At 63.4% G+C, this 21,974-nt stretch carries 17 protein-coding genes; all 17 read right to left on the bottom strand.

Translation table 11 applies throughout. The features are described from left to right. Window positions 1–41 precede the first annotated feature (41 nt). On the bottom strand, window positions 42–1,595 hold the full coding sequence (gene eccD / locus A5779_RS08680) for a type VII secretion integral membrane protein EccD (RefSeq protein WP_064880885.1): 1,554 nt from the start codon (window positions 1,593–1,595) through the stop codon (window positions 42–44). Then, a complete protein-coding gene (locus A5779_RS34430; RefSeq protein WP_236734695.1) occupies window positions 1,592–3,577 on the bottom strand; it encodes a MinD/ParA family ATP-binding protein in 1,986 nt (661 codons plus the stop codon). The genes eccD and A5779_RS34430 overlap by 4 nt, the downstream gene beginning before the upstream one ends. A gap of 110 nt (window positions 3,578–3,687) precedes the next feature. Continuing rightward, window positions 3,688–4,371, bottom strand: coding sequence for an ESX secretion-associated protein EspG (locus A5779_RS08670; RefSeq protein WP_330220063.1), 684 nt, complete (start codon window positions 4,369–4,371; stop codon window positions 3,688–3,690). A gap of 332 nt (window positions 4,372–4,703) precedes the next feature. Continuing rightward, window positions 4,704–4,991: a hypothetical protein gene (locus tag A5779_RS08665; protein WP_064880881.1), complete on the bottom strand. Its 288-nt coding sequence runs from the start codon at window positions 4,989–4,991 to the stop codon at window positions 4,704–4,706. Between the two features lie 63 nt (window positions 4,992–5,054). Continuing rightward, window positions 5,055–5,366 carry a hypothetical protein gene (locus A5779_RS08660; RefSeq protein ID WP_064880879.1) on the bottom strand — a complete coding sequence of 104 codons (312 nt, stop codon included), beginning with the start codon at window positions 5,364–5,366 and terminating at the stop codon, window positions 5,055–5,057. Window positions 5,367–5,428: 62 nt separating this feature from the next. Next, the gene (locus A5779_RS08655; RefSeq protein ID WP_064880877.1) at window positions 5,429–6,670 is read right to left on the bottom strand and encodes a PPE domain-containing protein; all 1,242 of its coding nucleotides are present in this window, start codon (window positions 6,668–6,670) and stop codon (window positions 5,429–5,431) included. 168 nt (window positions 6,671–6,838) lie between these two features. Further along, complete coding sequence (locus tag A5779_RS08650) at window positions 6,839–7,144, bottom strand: PE domain-containing protein (protein WP_064880875.1); 306 nt, start codon at window positions 7,142–7,144, stop codon at window positions 6,839–6,841. A 137-nt stretch (window positions 7,145–7,281) separates the two neighbouring features. After that, on the bottom strand, window positions 7,282–10,254 hold the full coding sequence (gene eccCb, locus A5779_RS08645) for a type VII secretion protein EccCb (RefSeq protein ID WP_165609758.1): 2,973 nt from the start codon (window positions 10,252–10,254) through the stop codon (window positions 7,282–7,284). A gap of 34 nt (window positions 10,255–10,288) precedes the next feature. Then, window positions 10,289–11,476, bottom strand: coding sequence for a hypothetical protein (locus A5779_RS08640; protein ID WP_064880871.1), 1,188 nt, complete (start codon window positions 11,474–11,476; stop codon window positions 10,289–10,291). Next, a complete protein-coding gene (eccB, locus tag A5779_RS08635) occupies window positions 11,473–12,972 on the bottom strand; it encodes a type VII secretion protein EccB (protein WP_064880869.1) in 1,500 nt (499 codons plus the stop codon). The genes A5779_RS08640 and eccB overlap by 4 nt, the downstream gene beginning before the upstream one ends. Window positions 12,973–13,034: 62 nt before the next feature. Next, window positions 13,035–14,156, bottom strand: coding sequence for a VldE C-terminal domain-containing protein (locus A5779_RS33485; protein ID WP_110777032.1), 1,122 nt, complete (start codon window positions 14,154–14,156; stop codon window positions 13,035–13,037). Window positions 14,157–14,251: 95 nt separating this feature from the next. Further along, the gene (locus A5779_RS08625) at window positions 14,252–15,799 is read right to left on the bottom strand and encodes a DUF4226 domain-containing protein (protein WP_064880868.1); all 1,548 of its coding nucleotides are present in this window, start codon (window positions 15,797–15,799) and stop codon (window positions 14,252–14,254) included. Between the two features lie 15 nt (window positions 15,800–15,814). Beyond that, window positions 15,815–16,105, bottom strand: coding sequence for a hypothetical protein (locus A5779_RS08620; protein ID WP_064880865.1), 291 nt, complete (start codon window positions 16,103–16,105; stop codon window positions 15,815–15,817). Between the two features lie 152 nt (window positions 16,106–16,257). Next, window positions 16,258–18,735: an EspK C-terminal domain-containing protein gene (locus A5779_RS33815; protein WP_131811613.1), complete on the bottom strand. Its 2,478-nt coding sequence runs from the start codon at window positions 18,733–18,735 to the stop codon at window positions 16,258–16,260. A 28-nt stretch (window positions 18,736–18,763) separates the two neighbouring features. Beyond that, window positions 18,764–19,198 carry a hypothetical protein gene (locus A5779_RS08605; RefSeq protein ID WP_064880859.1) on the bottom strand — a complete coding sequence of 145 codons (435 nt, stop codon included), beginning with the start codon at window positions 19,196–19,198 and terminating at the stop codon, window positions 18,764–18,766. 634 nt (window positions 19,199–19,832) lie between these two features. Continuing rightward, on the bottom strand, window positions 19,833–20,234 hold the full coding sequence (locus A5779_RS08600; protein ID WP_064880857.1) for a hypothetical protein: 402 nt from the start codon (window positions 20,232–20,234) through the stop codon (window positions 19,833–19,835). Next, on the bottom strand, window positions 20,218–21,966 hold the full coding sequence (locus A5779_RS08595; protein ID WP_131811612.1) for a PPE domain-containing protein: 1,749 nt from the start codon (window positions 21,964–21,966) through the stop codon (window positions 20,218–20,220). The genes A5779_RS08600 and A5779_RS08595 overlap by 17 nt, the downstream gene beginning before the upstream one ends. Between the last annotated feature and the right edge of the window lie 8 nt (window positions 21,967–21,974).

Below are 21,974 nucleotides of genomic sequence, written 5' to 3'. Positions count from 1 at the left end.
CAAGGCCGCCGCGCTGTGTGTCCATCGGCGTCGGTTCATCATCATCGGTTTCTGGCCAGGTAGTACAGGTTGAGCAGCCACCAGCACAGCGGCGGAACGAGTGCGATGAGGACGTATTCGAGCCACTCAACGAGTTTGCGGAACAACGGGGAGAACACATGCTTGGGCACCACCGCGGCGATGACCAGAGCGCCCACCCCTAACATCAGCACCGCAGCGGCGATCGCAACGCTCCAGCCCGGGCCGGACCCGTTGGCCCGCACGTAGGTCAAACCGACAGCGGCCATCATGCTCAGGCCGGTGGCTACCAGGATGATCGCCTGTATCCGATCGGCGAATGCCCGTGCTGCTAGGATCAAGATTGTGGCCAGCATCAAGACATAGACCGTGGCTAGCCACCAACGGCCCTGGCCAGGAGTTATCGTGCAGGCTGAGCCGACCACGAAAAACACTGCAGTGCACGCGACCACGGCCGTCAGATACATGTTGGCCGCAATGGCGGCGCGAGTCAGCTGCGCCATGCTCGGAGTGCCGTGAGTTGCTGCCGCCTCCAGCGCCTGCGCAGCGATGTCGTCGGCCGGATCGAAAACGTTCTTTCCTGTGACGGTGGGGAATTCCGGCATGGGTAACCTGGCCATGCGCCCGGCAATTCCCTCTGACAGTTTGAGCACGAGCAGAGCGATGGCCATGACGGCGACCCAGAGGTAGCCCCATTGCACGCCCAGTGCGCGCAGCACTGATATGAGCGCCCAGCAGCCGCCGGTGATGGCTGTCCAAGCCAGCACTCCTCGTGGGGCCGGTGTCAGTGCCCACAGTGCCGAGGCCACAACGGTGACGGTGGCAAAGCCGAAGACCGCATGCCAGGCGGAGGGCTGTCCGGGTGTTCCGATCACCGCCGCCGCGGGGGCACTCACCAGAGCGGAAAGCCACAGACTCGTTGCCACGGTCAGTTCGCGGTGACGCCACCATACGATCGTCGCTGTCGCTAGAAGTGTTGCGGTCAGCACCGTGGCGGCAGCGGCGAGCATCAGGTTCACGTCGTGGCCGGCGGCCAGGTTGATGCGCCAGGCGTTGAGCAGTAGGCCGACCGTCAACACAACTCCGAGTGCGGCGGTGATCGCCGCGAAACGGACGGTGACTGCTTCGTCTATCTGTTGCCGGTGGTTTGAGAGGATCTGGGCAGTTGCCGAACTGGCGTTCTCGATGATGGGGGTCAAGGTGACTTCGGCGTCACCGACTTCCAGTCGCAGCAGGTCCCCGTCGATGACGCCCTGTGCTTGCAGGTTCTCCTCGCGGTCGAGTGCTTGACCGTTGACCCGTCGCAGAACCACCGAGCCCGGGGTGATGCGTCCGTCCTCACTGGCGTCGAGCAGGCTGTCGGCCGGATCGCAGATGGTGTTGAGGATCCCCGCCACGACGGTGGCCACTGGGACGGTGGCCGGCAGCGTCAGATCGTGCTGGCGACCGGAGAAGATGACCGCCACGCGAACCTGCTCAGCTAGCCGTACCTGGCCACGTCGGCGGACTGCGACTCCTTTGCGTGGGCCTGGCTCAGAGGCCGCCGTTCCGAGGTCGTTGTCTTCGATCAGTGTCATTGCCGCCACTCCGTCGGTCCGGGCCGTCCCATAGCGTTCTGGTCGCGGTCAGAGGCGCCGGCGAAACCGTCTGCAACCGACGCCGCGGCCTCGATGAAGGCTCGCTTGGTGTCAGGCTTCAGCCGCTGCATGTCGATCGCTGCGGCTTCGTGAAGGTGCGGATCGTAGGGGACGGCGTGCACTGCACGCACGACCCGTTCGAAATCTTCGTGAAGCTGACGTACGGATTTGTTGGCCGGCACTTTGCTCACGTTGCTGATCACAACGACCGCCGAGGAAACCAGATGCGGATAGCCGTGCGCCAGTAGGAAGTTGATTGTGTCGCTGGCGGCCAAAGCTCCATCCAGACTGGTTGTGGACACGATCACCACGGCATCGGCCATGGCTAATACCGCTGCGGTGACGTCGTCGAGTAGTTGGTTGCCGCAATCGATAAGGCTGACTGGGTATTGCTTGCCGAGGGTTTGAGTTGCTTGATAGAGCTGAACGCCGGTGATGACCTCATTGCCCTTGTAGGAGCCCAACACTTCAAGCCCTGACGAGCTGTCCTTGCCAGTGTGGTGGCGAAAATCGGTGTAGGAGTCTAGTTTTGAGTCTCCCAGAAGCGTCTTCCAGTTTCCATTGGAGGGCTCATCGATGCGATTGGCCAGGTTTCCCTTGGCGGTGTTGCCGTCGATCGCGACGACCTTGTCGTCACGATAGTGAGCGAGTGCCTGACCGAGACCCACTGTGGTGGTCGTTTTCGACACGCCTCCCTTCTGGCCCATGACGGCGATCGTGTAGGTCCCGCGCAGGTTCGAGTTGATGCGCCGCTGCAGGTCGTTCCACTTGCGTTCTGCAGGCGAGGGACCAAGATTGATCGCGGTGAGCTTGCGTAGCACCTTGCGCCAGCCTCGGGTGGCCTCAGGCTTGTGCGGACGCACCAGGCCTGCTTCCCGGATCGCTGCCCGCGTCTGGCCTACGGATGCGCCATTGGACTGTCGCAACGGCTCAAATCGCGAGGCACCCTGCGGAATTGACACCGGCGGCGCAGTCGGCATTTGATGCGGTGGCTGCTGCGGTCCGGCAGGTATCCGCGGTTCAAAGTGTGCTGCCGGCGCCCGGTGGGCCGGTGGTGCGTGATGACCAAACTCGTTGGTCACTGGAGGCCACTGTGCTGGCGGCTGACCGTAGGGGGCTGGATTTGCGTGGCGCCCGCCGGGAACAGCGGGTTGCTGCGGCCAGGGACGCGATACCTGCTCTTGGGGCCAAGGTTGTGGGTAGGGCGCGATCGGCGCCTGGCGGTGGTGCTCGTCTCGAAGGCTTGGTGTCGGCCCATTGAAGTCGTGTTGCGCAGGCGCGTTGGGTAGTGTGCCCTGAGCGTTCGGTTGCGCTGATCCCACGTCCCAGCCGTACTGATCAATCTCAGTGTTGCTGCCGTGCTCAGAGCCCTTGCCCTGAGTGGGGGTCGGCCCGCCTGGCAGCTGCGTAGGCTCGATATCAGGGTTGTTGGTGGTGTATGCCGTAGCGTCGTCGCCATAGCCCTCGGGGTTGTCGACCTCGTCGGTGGCGTCTATTGCGTGATCCGATTCGGCCAGGGTGTCTTGTGCGAGTGCATCGTCGATGTCGCTGATCGTCAGCACGTCGGGCTGTGAGGTGTGCGGGGGCGCTTCCCAGGTGTCAGCGTTAGGGTTCTGCTGAGCGTGACGCGCGCCTGCAGTCCATGCGTTGGCGTCCGCCTCACCGCCGTTGATGTGTTGGTAGGCCCCGACGGGCTGCGGCAACTCGGTCGCGCCGCGGATCGCCGCGCGCACAAAGTCCGATGTCACCTGCGAGGTCTGCTCGGGATCAAACCCCGAAAGATGCTGCGGTGCAACGGACTCGCCGCCCTCCGGTGCGCCCTCGGGCATGTCTGACCAGTCCTGGCCGGGTTCGTTGGCGGCCGAATCGCCTTGCTCGCTGCTGGTGTAGCGATTGTAAAAGTCGTCGTCGTTGTTGCTCACTTACTGGCTCCCATGTTGTGAGTTCCCCCGGGCCTCCACAGTCCGAAGCTGCTTAATACCTTACACAGTTAGGCACTGTAAAGCAGTACGTAAACACCACAATTGTTTCATTATTTTAGGCGGCTGTAGCTCTGCCACTCACGTCCGCCCACTGTGGCCACCAGCGATGTGAGCGCGCGCGCGGCGGCATCGTTGGTCCCGGGAACAATTTGAGTCCACCACTTGCCGTCTTCTCCGCGCACAGGGCCGGTCACCACCCGTCCCAACGAAGTATCGGTGATCGAGGCGGTGGCGACCGACACGTGCTCACCTCGTCGGTCATGCACCGTGACCGCGAACGTTGCCTCCATCAGCGGCGAATCCGCTGCCAGCATCACGACTTCGCGCTGCTCGGTGGTCAATCCCAGGCTGCCCAGCGCTCGTAACGCAGTGTGATCGCCACGCACGACCTCGCCCAGTCGGCTGAGCAGTGCCTCTGTCGGCACAGTGGCGGGCACGAACCGTGCTGCTTCAACCGTTGGCCCACACAGTGGCGTGATCCGATCCACCAGGTCGCGCATCGATCGGACGGAACTGACCTCCTCGAGCGTCACGTCGTCGTTGCATCGCGAGGCGGCGGCGTGCCGGCGGTCGCGGCGCGCAATGACCAGGCTCATATGCTCATTGCCGCGTCTGATATACACGCACAGGGTGATGTCTGGCGACGCCAAGGTTTGCAGCCAGGCACCGATAGTGGGATGAACGGTGCTCTCATCTACCAGCGCACCGGCCTTTAGCAGCGTCGCGAGTCCCACTTCGTCGGTAGGCGGGCCGCCCTCACTTACCCAGGGCTGTAGCCACAATGTTGAAGGCAGCGTTTCAATGCGGCAAAGCCCCTGCAGTATTCGCACTCCCTCGCATGTCGTGGTCAACGCCCGTACAGGTGCAGGGCCTGCGGGTGCCGGCGCTTGACGTCGAAGAAATGACGGTGTGCTCATCAGATCACTGACCTTTGTTGTTGAAGCAGAACTGTTGGGCGCGGGCCTTCATATGACCGTTGTGAAGTGCGAGGGCCCGGCAGGGATTCCGGTTGAGCACCGCAATCCCTGCCGGGCCGCCATTTGATTTGGTGAAATGACCAGCAGGCTTAGCCGTACTGGGCCGCGGCCTGACCGTCGCGCATGGTCATGTCTTCGTTGGCCTGGTTGAGAACCACCGCAGCCCGACGAATCGTTTCCTGCTGTTCCTGGTATCGATGGTTGACGAGGTTGATGGCGTTTTGGAACGCCTCCGATCCCCTGCCGTTGAAGTTGTCGGCGTTGGCCGTCACGATGTTGATCGAGTGCAGCCGATTCTCTTCGGTCTTCTGCGCGACCTGCTCGATCTCTGTAACCGCCGCTGCGATCTGCGGCGTGCGGAAAGTTACTGTCGACACGATGTGTCCTTTCGTTCGAGTGTGAGAGTGGATTTGAGAGTCGATGGAGGCTCTCGTGGGTCCCTAGACGATCAGGTTGGAGATCTGGGAGATCGCGTGGGCGTTCTCCTCGTCGCCACTGTCGAGGATCTGGCGGTTGTTGTTCATCATGTGCGAGTGGTCGGCGAAGGTTGTCGACATCAAGTTGCCCTCGTGATGCAGCTGCTCACCCACCTGCTGCATCGCCAGGCTGGCCCGACCGATCATGGAGGTGCTCAGGCCCTCCATCGTGGAAGCCAGGCTGTGCATCAGCGCTGCCTGTTGATCGGAGACTTCTTGTAGCCCCTGCGCGTCCTGCGCGAGGGCGTCGAGTTCGCCGTGAATCTGTTCCGACATCGTCGGATGTCCTTTCTCTCAAACTTGCTCTGGGATACCGGTTCTCATGATGTGTGTGCTTCTCACGATGCTTGTGGGTCAGCCACCTCCCCCGTCCGGAATACCGCTCCCGAGCCGCCGGTGATCACCGGCAAGCCCGTTGGAGAGCGGTACAGCGAGGCAGCTGACGAAAGGACTTTCGCCCCGTCGGGTTTCGCTGCCCCCTCACGCTTGTCATCGCCAGCGGCGTGGGCCATGGGGCCCATCATCGCTCCCGGCGCCCCCATGCCACCGCCCATCGGGGAGGCCCCTCGGGCCTCGGCAAGGCGCGATACCGCTACGTCAGCCCCGGCCGGTGATGATGCGTTGACGGTCGGGGAAGCCCAAGACACCGGGCCTCGCAGGGCCGTCGACACCGCGCCGGTCCCACCGCCGAAACCACCGCCACCGCCACCGGAGACCAAGTTCGCCGCCACCGGCCCTCCGCCCCCTGGCGCGCCCGAAAGCCAGCTTCCGGCGCCAACAGCCCCCATCGCGTCGGCCCCCGGCGGTGTCATCTGTCCGATCTGGGACGCCAACGACATCACCGGCTGCAGGCCTTGTTGGAGCTGCCCCACATTCGACAGTGGATTGGCACCGGAAGTCAGCTGCCCAGCTTGGCCGCTGATCTGTCCGAGCTGGCTCAGCATCGGCATAAACGTCGACATCGCGTCCTGCGGAGCAGCGCCGGCAGATGTGAGCGCCTGCTCTGGTTTCGATCCCAGAGAAGGAGTTCCGGGATCGCCGCCCATGGGCATAGCTGACGGTGTGGGCGGATCCAGAGGCGGAATAGCCTGCACGCCAGCCTCACTGGCCGCAGCGTAAGCGTACTTGTTGGATGCTGAGGTCACCCACATCTGTCCGTACCGTGCACGGTTGGCGATGATGAAGCTGGTCAGTAGACCCAGGAAGTTCGCATTGTTCAACGCGACGTGCTCAATTTGGTTCTCACCGATCTCCATCGGTGTCGGCGTGGCTGCTTTGAGGGTCTCGAATGCTTCGGCGGTCGCTGTGATCAGCCCTGCAGCTGTCGTGATCATCCCGGCCGCCCTCGCCTGCCACAACAAGTGCGGGACATTGGCCAGCACGGCGAGTTCCCCGGTGGGGGCCGGCCATGAGGTGCCCAACGCCAAGGCCACTGCCTCATGCCCGCCGAGCATGCCGATAATGGCCCCGGCGAGGGCTTCGAGTTCACCTGCCGCCGCCATCATGCTGCTAGCGCCAGGCCCGAGCCAAAACCCGGCTGAATTCTCCTCTGGGGGCAGCGCACCCCAGGCTCCGGTCATGCCGTCACCACCATCTCACCCGCCAGTTCCCCGGCAGGCGGGCATCCAGGCACCCCGCGGGTACGTCCTCGCGACAGGGCGTGCGTCGCGAGGTGAAGCCAGCGCGCAGTCCGCGATCGAGGCTGGTTTAGACGCATGCACATACCCGTGTCCGCGTATTGCTCGATGTCAGACGATGTTGGCAACGCTGAGTTGGGCCAACGCATCGCCGAGGTCGAGGATCGCGCCCGAAGATCCCAGCGCTGCACCGTAAGCAGCTTGGACGGCCGATGCCCCGCCGAGCACGGCCGCAACGTTGGCCGCATAGCCAGCGATCTTGGCGACGTTGGCCGCTGAAATCTCTTCGATCCCTGGCGGGACGACCGCGGCCACCGCTGCGGCCTGAGCCGTGTGTCCGCCCACCTGCGCCGACAACGCCTCAGTCGAAGCGGCCGCAGCCATCATTCCTTCAGGCACTACCTCAATGAAGCCCATGTGGATAACCCCTCATCTCCTTGGCAGAACGCGTTCGCGCCTAGCTACCGATTCTTACACACTTGCTCAAAATCGGAAACACATAATGTTCACGATTATCGTGCAATTTTACGTCCGCTGAGCACAACGTGACTGCACTAAATTCTCCCCTCAAGCACCTCGTCAGGCGGCAGCGTCTGGGCCACCTGGACGAGCTCCCTGCCCTTGCGGGTCCAGAACTCACCTCGCCCCGGGACGCGAACCGCGCCCTTGATGTCGCCGACGTAGGTTTCTTTCTTCTCGCTGTCCATCACCAACGCGCTGACGCCGGCGTCGTCCATCGCCGATATGACCTTGTTGCTCTTGCCAGTTTGGTAGAAGTTGGAGGCCTGGGTGGTTGCCAGCACGTGGAAGCCGATGCGTTGCCCTCTGGCCATCTGCTCGATGAGCGGCGCCAACGCGCTTTGCTTGCCCCCATGCTTTCCCGTGACTGTCAACTGGTCCAGGTCGTCGACAACAACGAAGATCCGCGGTGCCGCCGGCCGCCACAACCGCTTCTCGCGATCGCTGAGGTCGCTGGGCGGCCGCCGTTTCGTCAGCGCTTGCGCCAGCGCCTCGCATATCGACAGGATCTCCGGCTTGGTGTTGGCATAGGCAACCTTATAGCGCTCGTCAACGGAGTCCATCAGCTCAAAATCTGACTCGAACAGCAGGATCTGGGCTTGATCGAACGATGGCGCTTCGGGATTGGGTGGAGCGAATGTTTCGGTGATCGAGCGCAGCAGTGTCCGCAGCAACGTCGAGCGTCCCGACTGGCTGTTGCCAGCGGCCCAAAAGTGGGGGTATCGCGCGATATCGATACCAACCGTGTTGAAGGTGGTCTGTCCCAAGCCGAGTTTGAGTGTGCCTGGCGCCGCCGGACCCATGTCCTCGTAGGCGATCTTGTCGGGCAGCATCCGCAGCTGCCGCGTCTGCTGGCATCCCAGGTCGCTCCACGCGCGGGCGATCTCGGCCACTGCGTCCTTGGTTGCTTGATCCTCGGTCTCTTTGGCAATCGTTTCGCGCACTTGATAGGGCGCTCCGATGCGCATCTGTAAACCGTTGCGCTGCAACGCCAAACCGGGAACGTCAGGTAGCCGCCTTGCCAGCTCTTTGTCCCGGCACTTCGAGTCCACATGCGAGGAAAGACGCAGTTCGATCTGGGTACCGAGCTTGTCGCCCATCTTGATCGACAACCAACTATCGTTGGTCACCACCAAATGGATGCCGTAGGCCAGCGCATTCTCGGCCAGGCGCGCGACCCGGTCATGTAGATCAAGGTTGAAGTTCTTGAATGCGGTGATGTTGTCGACGATCAGAAACACGTCCCCATGCCCGTCGTCTGGGACTTCTTCTGGGCTGGCCCCGAACTTGCGGGCCCGGAATGTGTTGATGTTGATCCCGGCCAGTTCCCACTCTCGCTCGCGCCGTCGCAGAAGCTTCTCCACCTCGATGACGACCTGACTGACCTTCTCCGGGTCGCTGCCGCCGGCAATACCCGCTACGTGTGGAAGCCCGGCCATGTTGCGGGCGGTGTTGCCGCCTCCGAAATCGAGGCCGTAGAACTGGACGCGTTGCGGGCTGTGCGAGTGGGCCAAGGACAACATGACCGCTTGGGCGGTCATCGACTTGCCGATCACGGTTTTGCCGGTGATGCCAATGTTCCCACCGGCGCCCGAAAGGTCCAGGCAGACAACCTCTTGAGTGTGGCGGCGCGGGTTGTCTTCGCGCGCGATGGGCACAACCAGTCCCCCATCGGCAATCACCTGCGTCCACTCGCGACCCCAGTACTCCTTGGTCAGTTCGCTCAAGGGAATCTCGGGAGTGTCATCGAGGGCCGGCAGCCACATGTCGCCACGGGTGCGCCCCTTGCCAAATTTGGCGATCTGGCGCACCAGGACGCTTTCCACTGTGGGTGCTTCGGCCCCTAGAGGAAGATCCATGTCGTCGTCGAAGAAGTCCTCGGCGTCTTCGACGTCGTCTTCGGCGTCTTCATCGGTGTCGGCGATCTTGAGCAGATCCTCGGGCAGCGGAGCAATCTCGGAGGTGAAGCGGTGCACATCGACGGGATAGCCCTCGGTGGCGACCTTTTCGGCTTTTCGCCGCTTCGGTGGCTGAAAGGTTGCCTGCGTGTAGTACGCCCGGAATTTGGTGTACTCACCATCGACGGCCAAGATTGCCGATCCAGGCGGCGAATTTCTGAGCTCGTCGTAGGCCACCGGCGACCCCAACGCCCGCCGGCTCTCACCCGCGTCTTTGACCTTCATGCCGATCGCGTAGGACTGCTGGGCGATGAGTCCGGCCATCTTGCCGGTTTCGGCGCGCTGAGAGAAGTTGAGAATCGACACCCACAGCGAGCGGCCGAGTCGGCCGACCTGATCGAAGACAGGTCCCATCTCAGCCTTGAGCGAGAGCAGTTCGCTGAACTCATCAAGGACCATCACGAGCACACCGATTGGCGGCAACTTGGCACCGCGGGCACGGGCTTGCTCGTAGTGCAGAACACTTTCAAAGCCGGCCCGCTTGAGCGCCTCCTGGCGCAGCTCCATTTCGCCTTCGACGACGTCCTGGAACCTGTCCAGCTTGTGGAGGCTGTCACCCAAGTTGGACACCACGCCCACCACATGCGGCAGTCCTTCCAGACCGGTGAACTCGGCCTCACCTTTGAAGTCACCCAGCAGGATCTTCATCATCTCGGGTGGATGTTTGATGGCCAGACCCATCACGATCGCGCGTGCCAGCTTGGACTTGCCTGAACCGGTCATGCCGACGCCCATGCCGTGCGGCCCGACACCGCCCTCGGCATCCTGCTTGATGTCCAGCCACAGAGGTTTGTTGCCTACCGCGGTCTTGCCCAACGGGATTTCGCAGCGGGTTGCGATCGTGAGTTCGTCCCAGAGCGGAGTCGGATCCCAAGTCCGGGCATCCTCGATCCCCCACAAATCGAGGTATTCCTGACCTGAACGCGCTTCGCTGGCCGCAGTCGCCAGCATCCGGCCGGCTTCGTCGATGGGTTCGTAGCGCGACAGCGACCGGGCCAGCACCTCGAACTCGTTGCGGCTCATATAATCCGGGTTGGCGGCGAACAGCAATCCGTCTCGCGCTTTGGTTGATACTTGCACCATGTCAGTGGACCTCCTTGGCTGCGCGGAGAAGATTGCCCGAATCGTCGAGGAAAAACGCCGACTGGGGATTGGCCAGAATGCTGTTCTCGTCGCCGGTTGCTTCGATCACCGCTACCCCGAACTTTCCTCTGTCACCCAGAATTGGCGTGCAGCTGGCGTCCGGGTAGTCGACCACGACCACCAGCCAGCTTGTGGGCTCCTCGGAGCCCTCTGTCCGCAACCTCCACGGTTGACGTTCGCTGAGGTCCTCGCCAAACCGATTCATGAAGCTGGCCACATCGTTGAAGATCAGTCTGACGGGCCCCGAGGCGTCGACCAGCTCGGGATCTGCGGTGTGCGGCAACCATTTGGCCGCTTCCCACGCCTGGGGGTCGTCGGTGATGATCGCTAGCCGTATGCCGCCAGCCGCATCGGGGTCAGCTGCGTCGGCAGTTGCGGGGCTGTGGAAAACGCACAGCTGCGAGACCAGTGCCCGAAGCCAGCCTTGCACGATGTCGCGTTGGTCCTGGCCTTCCCAAAACAGTGACCAGCCAGCCTCGTCCCACAAGTGCAGGGGCCGAGGAACATCGTGAATCACGTTCTGCGACAGCAGAAAATCTCGTGCTGCTATCGCCGTGACGGATTCGCGACTCTCTTCTGGTGGCACGTTGTCCGGTGGGGTGATGATGGTGTTGATCCGGGTCAGGCCCAGGCCGATGCGAACGTGCCCGAAATTGTGCCGGTCGGGCGCTCTCTCAAACATTCGCCCACTGCCCACCAATGTTGTCAACGATCCACTACGCGGGTCGGGATGGTGGTAAGCGATTTCACGGGCCTGTTCCCAGGCGTCGGCATGAAGCCCCGACCGTAAGGCATCGAGCTTGCGCTGGTAGTCAGCACGCCGCTGATTGAGCGCTGCGGGCCGTTTCGACTTATCGGCGCCCCCGGCGCGGTTGCGCAGCATCGCGATCATGGATATGACCATGATCGGAAAGATGATGAATCCACCCATACTGAGTTGCTTTGCGCCACTTTTGTATAGCAGAACCATCAGCGCCACCGCGGCGCCGACGAACAGAAGAACCCACACCCAGGTAGGAACGCGTGACTGCGGCACCCGTTCATAGGACAGCGGGTTGTCGACGGTGATGGTCTTGGGGTCCAAGGACGGCGCGGGGGTCGACTGGACTCGATGGCCGATTTTCGTCATGGCTGATCTCCAGTCGGGGGCGCAGGTAACGGCGCAGCCATAGGATCCTTGGCGAATGTGTCGTGCTCGACCATCGCGGCTTCTTTGGACAACACCGGTCCTGCCGGAAGCCAGCGGACAACCGCCCACGGGGCCGGTTGCGGAGCCTCAGTCAATCCCAACGCCTTACGGGTGTCAGTATCGTTGTTGCCTGTCGCAGACACCCCGAAGCGCACACCTGTGTCGGTGATGAACCACATGCTTTCGCGTCGCGGCGAATCGTCTTCGACACCCGTTACCTGCACGAAGTTGGCTGCATCGCTTCCGATATAGACCGCGTCTGCCACGTTCTCGCCACCGGTCACCAGCGAGATCAGCCGTTTGTCGTCCTGCACCGGAATGGGAAGGCGACGACCCGAGATCGTGCTCACCTGCGCCTGCGGCTCACCGCTACCTTTGCGCCACGACACGCACGTCACCGGTTCGGCGGCCTTGTCCAACAGTTCAAGGTGGGTTGCCGGGTAGATGGACACATCGAATCCGGTGGCCTGCGGCAGAGAAGCAATCTCGGTGGCGCTGGCAGTCAGCACCTGTCCACCATTGCCCATGCCGGCGTTAAGCATCATTGTGGCCACAGTGGCCGGAACCCGCTGCATCCCAGCGGGTATTGCGATGAAAAACTCATCGCTACCGGAGGCGTCTTGGACACGCACCACGCTGCCCGACACCAACGGCAGCTTCGCCGTCGCGAAGGCTACTGGGCCGCCAGGGTTGGGCACCTCCGGAACCCGCAGGGGTGCCGTCGGCGGCAACGCCTCATACATCGCACGGGACATGGGAGCGGGGTGAAGATCGCCCACTGGCAAGCCCAGCGCTAAGGTCACCGGTTTATCGGCCAAGTCAATCTTCGAACGATGTCCGTCAGTGACCACATACACGTCACCGGCATACGTCATCAGCACCGCCTGCGGCGAGCGCATCATCTGCGACCAGTCACCCAACGTCGGCGGTCCCGCCACGATAGTCACCTTCGGTATCACCTGAGAGCCGGTAGAGCCCAGTCGATCACACAATGTCCACCCGGTCTGGGCCGGTGTGCGCACCGACAGGTCGTCAGGTGCACCCATGATGCCCACGGCCGGCCCAATCGGACTCTTGCGGATCTCGCCCATCGGCACCATCTTTGGTGCCTCAGCCTGGCCGACAATGAGGCGGGCCGAGGCCAGATTCAACGCCGGATGCATCACCCCGCCCACCTTGACCCAGCGTGCCCCAGTGGCCCGGTCTATCAGAATGGTTGACGTGCCGATCTGGCCGACAGGCCGAATCCAGGCCAACACAAAGCACAGTGCAAGCACAAGTCCAGCAGCGACAAACCCGACGAGGTAGGCGGCTTGGGAGTTCTTAGACGGGTCGTGAATCAGCCGCACATTCCAGCGTCCGACCGCCACCGACAGCCGATGCCACAGAAAGCGCCAGCCTGAAACCTGCTCCATGGACGCATAATTGAGTGGCATGACCTAGCCCACCTTGCCGCAACCGTCGCGACCGCTGGGCCGCAACATCTCTTGAAACGCGATCACAAGCTGTACACCTCTCCCCCTGTTGGATACCCGCCACCTTGCGTCGCCGCATGAACGTGGTCGTAGTGGTTGGCGGTCATGCCGCCGCGGTCTTCCATCTTGCGAACGGAACCGTCTGTGCCATACATCATTTGCCGCCAGATGACGTGGTCGACATGAAACTTGTCGTTGTGCTTCAAGATGAAATCCACGACCCGGTTGCCCAATGCCACACCGCCTGGGCTGGTGGGGTTGGGAATCATGAAATCCAAGGCCAATCCCTGCGGGTGCCACTTCAATGAATCCGCCCGTACACCACCGATATCGGTGATCTCTGGAAACGCTGCCGAGACAGCCCTGTTCATCAGAACCGTGTACCGCTGCAGTCCCTTTTCAGACCCTCTGCCCGGGCCCAATGCGCCGGCAGGAACCGCGGTGGCCGCAGTCTTCACTGCGCTTTCGGGAATGCTTCCCGCGCCGGCTAGTGCCGACGATGTCCCTCCGCCGAGCATGCTGGCCAGGTTGGTTAGGGGTGCCAGGGGAAGGCCGCCGCCCATCATGGGCATGCCCATCCCCGAGGGCATCGGCATCGACGGCAGCATCGGCATCGACGGTGCCCCCGCAGGCATACCGCCCGCGCCCAGCATCGACGCCGGCGTTGTCTGAGTGCCGATGCCGTTATAGCCCGCAGCCGTGGTGTCGGCGCTGGCCGCGCGAGTAGTGGCATCTGAATGCGATTGCTGCAGAGTCGACTTCGACTCCTCCAGCCGCCGAGTGATCGCATCGACCAACGCACGCTGACCCGCATAAGTGTTGGTCGACATGCCCAGTCGCTCGACGTCACCGACCGCCGCGGCGATGACTGAATCCATACGCTCACGCCCCACACCGGCCGCAGCGACTGCCTGAGCCAGATCGGCGTCACTGGCCGCGTCGTGCTCACTCAACGCACTCACGTGAGCACCGACCTGGCGGGTCTCGTCGTCGAACCCGTCAGCGGCTGCACCCGAGGCCGCGGGCCCGCCCGGCAACACACCCACCCCGCCGCGCGCCGGAACCGCTGCGCCACCAGGACCGAAAGCCTCCCGCGCCGAGCCCATCACCGCCCCCGACGCCCGCACAAACCCCTCCAAACTCATGGGCTACCAACCTGTTCGAGCTGCGGCGGCAGCGCCCACCGACCTGTTGAGGTCGGGAGCTGCGTCATCACGTGGCGGCCTCATCATGGCGCGGCCTAGGTCACGTTCGGATTCGCAGGTGCAGTTGCCGGCGCATGACCACCGTTCTGTGCGCCGGCGGTCGGATCGATCCAGGCCAGGAAATCAGGGCCGGAGCTGATGCTGTCCAGCGGTTGCACCTGCCCGGACACATACACCTTGTTGTTGCCCAACGCCATCACCAGATGGTCCTTGAACACACCGACATCCCCGGCCTTGAGCATGTTGGGCGGAACCATCATCTTCGGGTCAGTGATCGGGCTCCCGGGCGGCGGCAGATCGATCTTCTGATCTGCGTAGCTCTCGGCCACACTCGCGCCATTCATATGGGCCCGTACTGCAGCGGCCGCCTGCTCGGTGCGAGCATCTGTCTTCACTTCATTTCCCTTGTCGTCGACATACTCAACCTGTGTGCCAGAGCCGCCAGGTGTATGCGCACCGGCACCACCACCGGCCGCGTGATCACCGCCAGCAGCACCCTGATCACCCGCCGGATGCGTTCCCTGGTCCTGACCGTCGCCCGACTCGGATTTTCCATCTGACCCGCCATGGTCGTCACTGCCCGAACCGCCATGGTCAGATTGGTTGTCGTGCAACTGCACACCATCGCTGGCGGCCTTGCCGTCATCACCGGCGCCAGTTTGCTGATCCTGCAACTGAGGAGTCTCGCCGCCAGCCGGATTCCCACCCAGGCCGCTCAACGCCGACAGCGGATCACCGAAGCCACCCATCCCGGGCATCCCACCCCCACCAAACGACGGCAGCGACGGCATAGACATGGGCATGCCGGCAGGCATCATCCCCGAGCCGAACGGCGATGCTCCGGTCGGAGCCTGGTTGCCTGCCGGGACGGCTGATGGCGTCGACGCCGGCGTGGTCTCAACCGGAGTACCACCGCTACCGGCGCCACCGTTGCCCCCGCCGTTACCGCCCTCGCCGGTCCCTTCTCCCCCGCCGCCGATCTCCGCATAGCGGTTTGCGAGCTCTTGGGTCTCTCGGGCCTTGGCCTCGGCATCAGCAATCTGCTTTTCGATCACCTGCTTGGCCGAAGACAGTCGTTCCTTGAGATAGTCGCGCAGCTCCTGCTGCCCCTCGCCAGTGTTCAACCGAGGGCCCAGCTCCTTGATTTTCGCGTCGACATCGCGAGCCACATCCTGCAGTGCCTGCTTGCTCGCCTCTCCGGAGGCGTGCACGGCATCAACGGTGGCTGCAGCCTTCTTGTCGAGCTCAGCGAGCTGCTTCATCAGCTTGTCCAACTCGGCAGCATCGGCCGAGGCCGCTGTCGCCGCAGCACCGCTGTTCTGCTCGGTATTGGGCGGTTCTGGCTGTTCCGCGGGCGCCGGCGGTGCCTGCCCGGCTGCTGGCGCAGCATTTGGCTCACCCCCGCCGAAGCGGCCCCCGCCGCCTGCATACGTCCGCTCGGCCGGGTGATCACCACCGCCAAGCATTCCCTCAATGCCCTTGACACCCATACCGATCGGATTGAAAATCGCCCCCGCCGGTCCGAGCGTGACGCCGCCGACCACCCGGCTCACCACATCGCTGATCAGGCTCCACTCAGTCATCTACAGCGACCCTTTCTAGAACTTGAGCCGACGCTCGTCGGCCGCGACGGACTGATGAGTCGGATAGGTGGCTTCGTTGTGAGGCTGGTTCGCCAAGTACCGATCCCGCGCCACCGCAGCGACAGCCACCGCATTCTCGCCCAGCGTCCACGAATCCCACTGCCGCACAGCATCACTGAGAACCCGAATCCCAACCACGAATCCGTTCTGGTCAACCTCGGCCATCAGGGTGCGCTTTGCCGACACCGCCGTGGCAACCACCTTCGTGGCAGGAACATCGGTTTCGTCTGAACCTGCAACAGTCACGCTCGGCCCCTTCCTTGACGCACCTCCACGCGCCTATTGCGTATATTACACACCATAAGTCATACGTGAACAGATATGAAGCAATCGGGCGGTGAGTGCACAAAGCACCTCACCGCCCACCTGCAGAAATTCCCCGACACACACAAACTCGACTACGACTGGCGCATGCGCTGCTCATGCTCAACCTCGGCCACCGCCGAGGCCACCTCAGACCCGAACCCCGCCGCGACGCCGCAATACGCCACATCCCACACGCCCATCGACGGCCGGCGGGAATCCCAACAGCTCAACAACTCAGCCACACGGCCCGCCCGGTAATAATGCCGATACCACATCCGCGCGTTCACCGATTCGGCCGACGAGCCCGGGTCGCGCGGCGCGTGCATCTCGGGCACCTGCACGGCCGTATCCAAACCGCTGGCCCACGCGCCCCAGTCAGACTCACCGATCGTGTTCGACCGAATTGCCTGCCACAGCTTCTCTTCTGCGGGCCCACAAAGTCGCTGCCCCGTCTCATCTGGCTCCGACGCCGCACGCAACACCGACTCCGTCAAGCGCACCGCCAACTCCGCAGTCGCCCGCTGCGCGACATCGGGAGTAAAACTGCGCCCCAAGCTCGCCAACCGAGAAGTCAAAGCCAAATCCGTCGCCGCCAAACGATGCTGATGCCCCGCATCAAGTACAGGAGGCTCCGCCAGGGCCTGCAAAATATCGATCTGCCGAACCGCGACGAAATCCCCACCGCACCGAGGGCGCTTGGGCCACATCTCCGACGTGACGATCGCTGAAACGCGAACCCCGCTAACCACTTCCGACAACCGCTCAAAATGCGCCGCCAAGATAGCCGACGGCTGCTGCGAGCCCATCCACTCGCCAGCCCACCCGATGGGCAACGCCGAATCAACCACCGCCAACCGAACAGTCACAGGCAAAAACACCGTGACCGGAACATACCCGCCCCCACCCACACTGCTAGCCACAACTGTCTGCGGACCAGTAGGCGTACGCAACACCGCCACAGCCCACGACACCGGACTCTGCAACACCTCCCCAACAGGCTGAGAACCACGCACCAGCCCCGCAAGAACCCGCGTGGCCATCGCAATATCCGGATTAGCCTCCGTCGTCGAGGCAAGCGTCGCCCCTGCGGCCGCCGAGCTCGAATTCCCCGCAACAACCGCCGGACTACCCGCGCCACCTGGCGCGGCAGCCGGGGCCGCCGGCGCGGCACCCGCCGTCGACGCCGGACCACTAGAAACCGGCGCACCACCCGGTGCAGAAGAAGCGGGCGGACTATACGGCGCCAACGGCTGGCCACCGGCCGCCGCAGGAGGCGGCATCATCCCACCCCCACCCATCGGTGTGCCACCACCGACCGGCGCACCATGCGTGCCGCCACCAGCAACCGAACCGCCATCAGCCGCACTGATCGCCCCAGCGCCCGCAGGACCAGAAAACCCGCTCGGCGAAGCCACAACAGGCTGCTGCACGGGCATAGGAGCGAGCGGCTGAGCATACTGAGACGAAGGCACCGCACCAGACGCGCCCATACCCGACGCAACCCCGGACTGAAAACTACTCCCCGCGTTCGACAAACCCGACACAAAACTATCCGGAGGAGGCACCTTCGGAAAAGCCGAGGCCGGCGACGTACCTACACTCGACGCTGGGAAAGAAGGGGTCGCAGGCGGCTTGAACGCCGAAGCCAAACTGTTGCCACCCGAGCCCAATCCGCCAAGCCCAGAACCAGGCCCACCACTCGAACCTGAGCTACTTCCTAGCGGCGACGCCGGAAGGCTTGGCATGGAGGGAAGCTGGCGTGCAGGTTGCCCAGTGTCCCCAATTGTCGGCATCGTCGGCCGCGCGTCGACTCCCGGTACAGAGCCAGCATTATCCCCGGCCGAATCGGGTAGCTGAGTAGCCCCCGGCTGTCCATCGGCCGAGGCGCCGGGGTTCTCGGTATTGACGTAGGGCTTATCGCTGCCGGGAAGATGATGGTCGTTCTCGTCCGAAGGTTTGGCCATCTTCTTCTTGGAGTCGGCTTTCTCGTGCTCCTTGTCGCCGTCGCCTTCCTTCTTCTTCGTCTTGTTGTCGAGGGCGTCGACATTGGAGCCGTTGCCGGTGGGGGGCGCTGGAAGCGGCGTGGGGGCAGGGACCTTGGCGATGTCGGTGAGTGCGCCGTCGATGATGGTTTCGACTTCTGGCGCGTAGGTTGCCGTTACGACTGCGGTTCCGCCCGGCACTGTTTTTGCGGTGTCCCACTCTTTCTGCGCGGCATCGGCGATACGGGTCAGGTCGATCTTCACTCCGTTGGTGATGGCCCAATATTGCTTGGCTGCCGAGACTTTGGATTCGAAGTGGGCCTTGCCGTCAGCGGCGTGGGTGGCCATCTTCAGCAGAAGCTGTTGATTGGCATCGCCGGCCTCTCCAACAAGGAGGTCGGCCTGGGTTTGTGCATCGCGCATCGTCGCATCGGTGTGGTCGCTGCAGAGGTCGGCGTATTTCTGTTGCTGCGCTATGAGCGCCTTGAAGTGGCCGTCAGTCAAGTTTGGCCACTGCGCCCAGACGAGGGCTTGTGCGGCCTCGCCGGCCGGCCGCGGGTATGTTTCGTCAGCCTCCGGGACTGGCATCGAAGGTATCGATGGCACAGTTCTTCACCTATCCGAGCTGGCAGACGTCCCACGCGCGGTCTGAAATCTGTTGCGCGCGTTCGGAGTCGTAGTGCGGAGGCTCTGCCAAGCCGCGAGTACGCACCTTCCCAAAGGCTGCGATCATGGCGTCAAACTGACCGATGACATCAGAGATAGCTGACCGAATCTCGGGTGATGCCGCCGGGTTCTCATTTAGTGCGAGTCGTAAGCCGTTCGCTCCTGGAAGGACCTGCATGCCATTCTCGGCAGGGCTGGGCATTGAGCTGTTGATGGTGGCGTAGGCCGTGCATAGCTGAATGTTCTGTGCCTGAATCGTGCTCGCTGAATACGTCGGCGTGACTGGCTGATCTACAGGTGCAGGGTTCGTTGAGGTGCGGCTGACGATCACTGCACCCAAGATGCCGCCAACGAGTCCGGCAATCAGAATCGCTGCGACCAACATCGCGATTCGGCCGATGGTCTTGCGCTTACCGCCATCAGGGGACCCGCCAGGGGAAGGAGGTGGGGGCGTCGGCTGCGGAGTCGGGGCACCGCCAGCGCCGTATGCCGGCGCTGAGCCGTAGGGCACCTGCGCGGGCGGCGCGTAGGCAGGCCCGTAGCTCGTCGTCACCGACGCCATTGCTGGTGTAGAAGTCACTTTCAGATCCTCCCCTGCTTGTGAATGTCAGTCTATGCCGGAACTGCCTCCTTGGCCTGCAGTTATTCTGGGCGCTCACACCGATCAGACGGTCACTGATCTAATCTGCCCTGCCGACTCAGCATCCTGTGTAGTTAACTCTGCTGTCGTTACTGTGCTTGCCGACTCATGCTTGGCACCGCCTGCGGCGAGGGCAGCGAAGAAGGCGGTCCCATCAGCGCCCCATGGCGCAGTAGCGGCCGTGATCGCACCGGAGATTCGATCGGCAGCGACGTTCGCTGCAGCTGATGCAGCATCGCAAACAACCCCGCTGCCGCCCTCGGCTGCGGCTGCTGCTGTGCGACTGGCGGTGACCGCAACAGAGGCTGCGAAACTTTCGGGTTCGATCTTGACGTAGTCACCCGATCCCGATGAGGAATGTGCCACGGCAGGCATAGGGCTATGCCCGTCCTGTCTGCCGCGGCTGAGACTGCGAACCCGTCGCAGCCGCCAACGCGTCGGCCATTCGAACAGCGACAGGGTGTTGGGCAAGATGCTTAGGGATGTCGGTCCATTTCGACAAGAACTCCTCAGAGATTCTCATTAGGCCGGCGTGGGCCCTAGCTGCGTTCTTCGCGATCGCGGCGTTGATCTCCTCATCGAGCTCATCGACAGTGAGCTCATGCAACAGCCCGGGCCGCACATAAAGCTCGAGCAACTTCCCACGCGAATCGTGGGTGGCGATCACAGGATCGTCGTCGTCACCGGTCGCGATGAAAGCGTCAGCCTTTTCCTGCCATTCGTACACCGCGTCGAGCATGTCATCGAGGGCTTGCAGCCGCGCATCAGTCGTTGTTGTCATTGTTCCCCTTCTCTGAGGCCGCCGACGATGCTCGCCGGGTTGACCGCTTCCGCTCCACCGCGCCGAAAACTGGCTCGCTGTTGGCTGCCGGACGCAACACCACCCGGCGATCGTTGTCCTTATTGCGTTCTGCCGCTGCCCCGTCGCCGCCCAAGCCGCCCATCATGGGCGGGAACATCCCTCCCATCGGGCCACCGGCCGAGCCCGTCGCAACCCCTGGTGTTGAGGCCGCGCTGATAGGCGGTGCAGGTGCAGCACTCACCGGGCTGGCGTAGCCGACGGCTGGCCCAGCGCCAGAGACCGGCGCGCCGCCCCCGCCGCCTGGGCCGCCGCTGGAGGCTGGAGTGGTCCCACCAGTGCCGAAATCGTCGAGCCCGAGATCATCACTGGGCGATCCACCGCCAGCACCCATATCCGAGGGCATCGACGGGGATCCCGACTGCGGCATACCGCCAGTCATGGCGGGCAATGCGGACGACAGTCCAGACAGCGCGTTCGGAAGCATGGAGCCGCCGCCAGAGCCCGGGAGCCCCCCGGCGAGTTGGCTGGCAGTCCCGGTGATCGCCCCAACGATCGTGCCTGCCACATTGGCTGCCATACCCGGCGCCGTGGTGGGTGTAGCTGCAGCGGCCACGCCTTCGGGCGTGCCCGGCGGGACAGCAGCATCCGATGCGACAGCCTTGCCCGCCACATCAGAAAGCGGATCCTTTCCGCCAGCGCCTGGGCCGTCCTCCGTGCCGGCCGAACTGGCGACCTTGTCGTCCTTCGGATCTTTCGGTGCCCCCGGGGACTTCGACGAATGCATGCTCTGGATCGGCCCGCCCCGAACAATCGCCGGTGCCGGCGGCGGCGGTGTAGGTGCCGACCCCGCGGTTGTGGAGGCAGCCGCGGTGTAGGTGGTGTAGGCATCGATGGCCTGGCCTTGTTTCTCGGCCAACTTCGCCGTGGCAGCGACCAGCGGAGCGGCATTCAAACCGTTACTGGCCCGATAAATGGCCATCCCGTTGTTCACCTGGTTGCGCAGCTCGCTGAACTCCTCGGGTGTGGGGGTCGCGTTGCGCAACTCATCGATGTGCGAGGCGTACTCGTCGGCGCGATCGGCTAAGGCGATGACGTGATCATGCATCGGTGAAGACAGCCATTCAGCGTGTTCAAACACGTTGGCTCCCGCCTGCTGGCGTCCGTCGTCCTCCCAATGCTGATCAACTTCGGCGGCATATCGGTAGGTCTCGTCAGCGGTCTTGCTCACTGCAGGTGCTACAGACGAACGCCACGAACTGGCCAGGTTGCGCACGCTGTCGGCACCCGGACCACCGTGCACGTACTGCGCGATCTGCTCACCTGTCATCGGTGGCGGAGCACCCGGCAGGAAGGGCAGGGCCGGCAACGACGGCGGCGCGATCATCGGAACGTCGGCTGGCGCACTGGCGCTCGGTGCGGGCGCACTGGCACCGCCGACGACGGACCGGATGGCCGCGGCATTCTCTTCATCCGCAGCGGCGATCGTGCGTCCCGAGCCTGCTACCGCGATACCACCGATCTCTCGGTGCTTCGCAGCATGGTCGAGCAATGCAGACACCGTTGCGTTCCATCCGTTGAGCAGGCCCGCCATCGCGACGGAGGTCGCGTCCTCGGCCGCAGGAGCACAGGAAACGCCCGAAGGTCCTGGCTGCGCCGACGAGCACAGGCCAGCGCCGTCGCGGGCCAAACCGTCGTCATCAACCTGGATCACCGTGTCCC

The sequence above is a fragment of the Mycolicibacterium peregrinum genome, assembly GCF_001665625.1.
GTDB lineage: Bacteria > Actinomycetota > Actinomycetes > Mycobacteriales > Mycobacteriaceae > Mycobacterium > Mycobacterium peregrinum_B.
The sequence above is the reverse complement of the archived record's forward strand: the minus strand, read 5'-3'. Positions and strand labels throughout refer to the sequence as shown.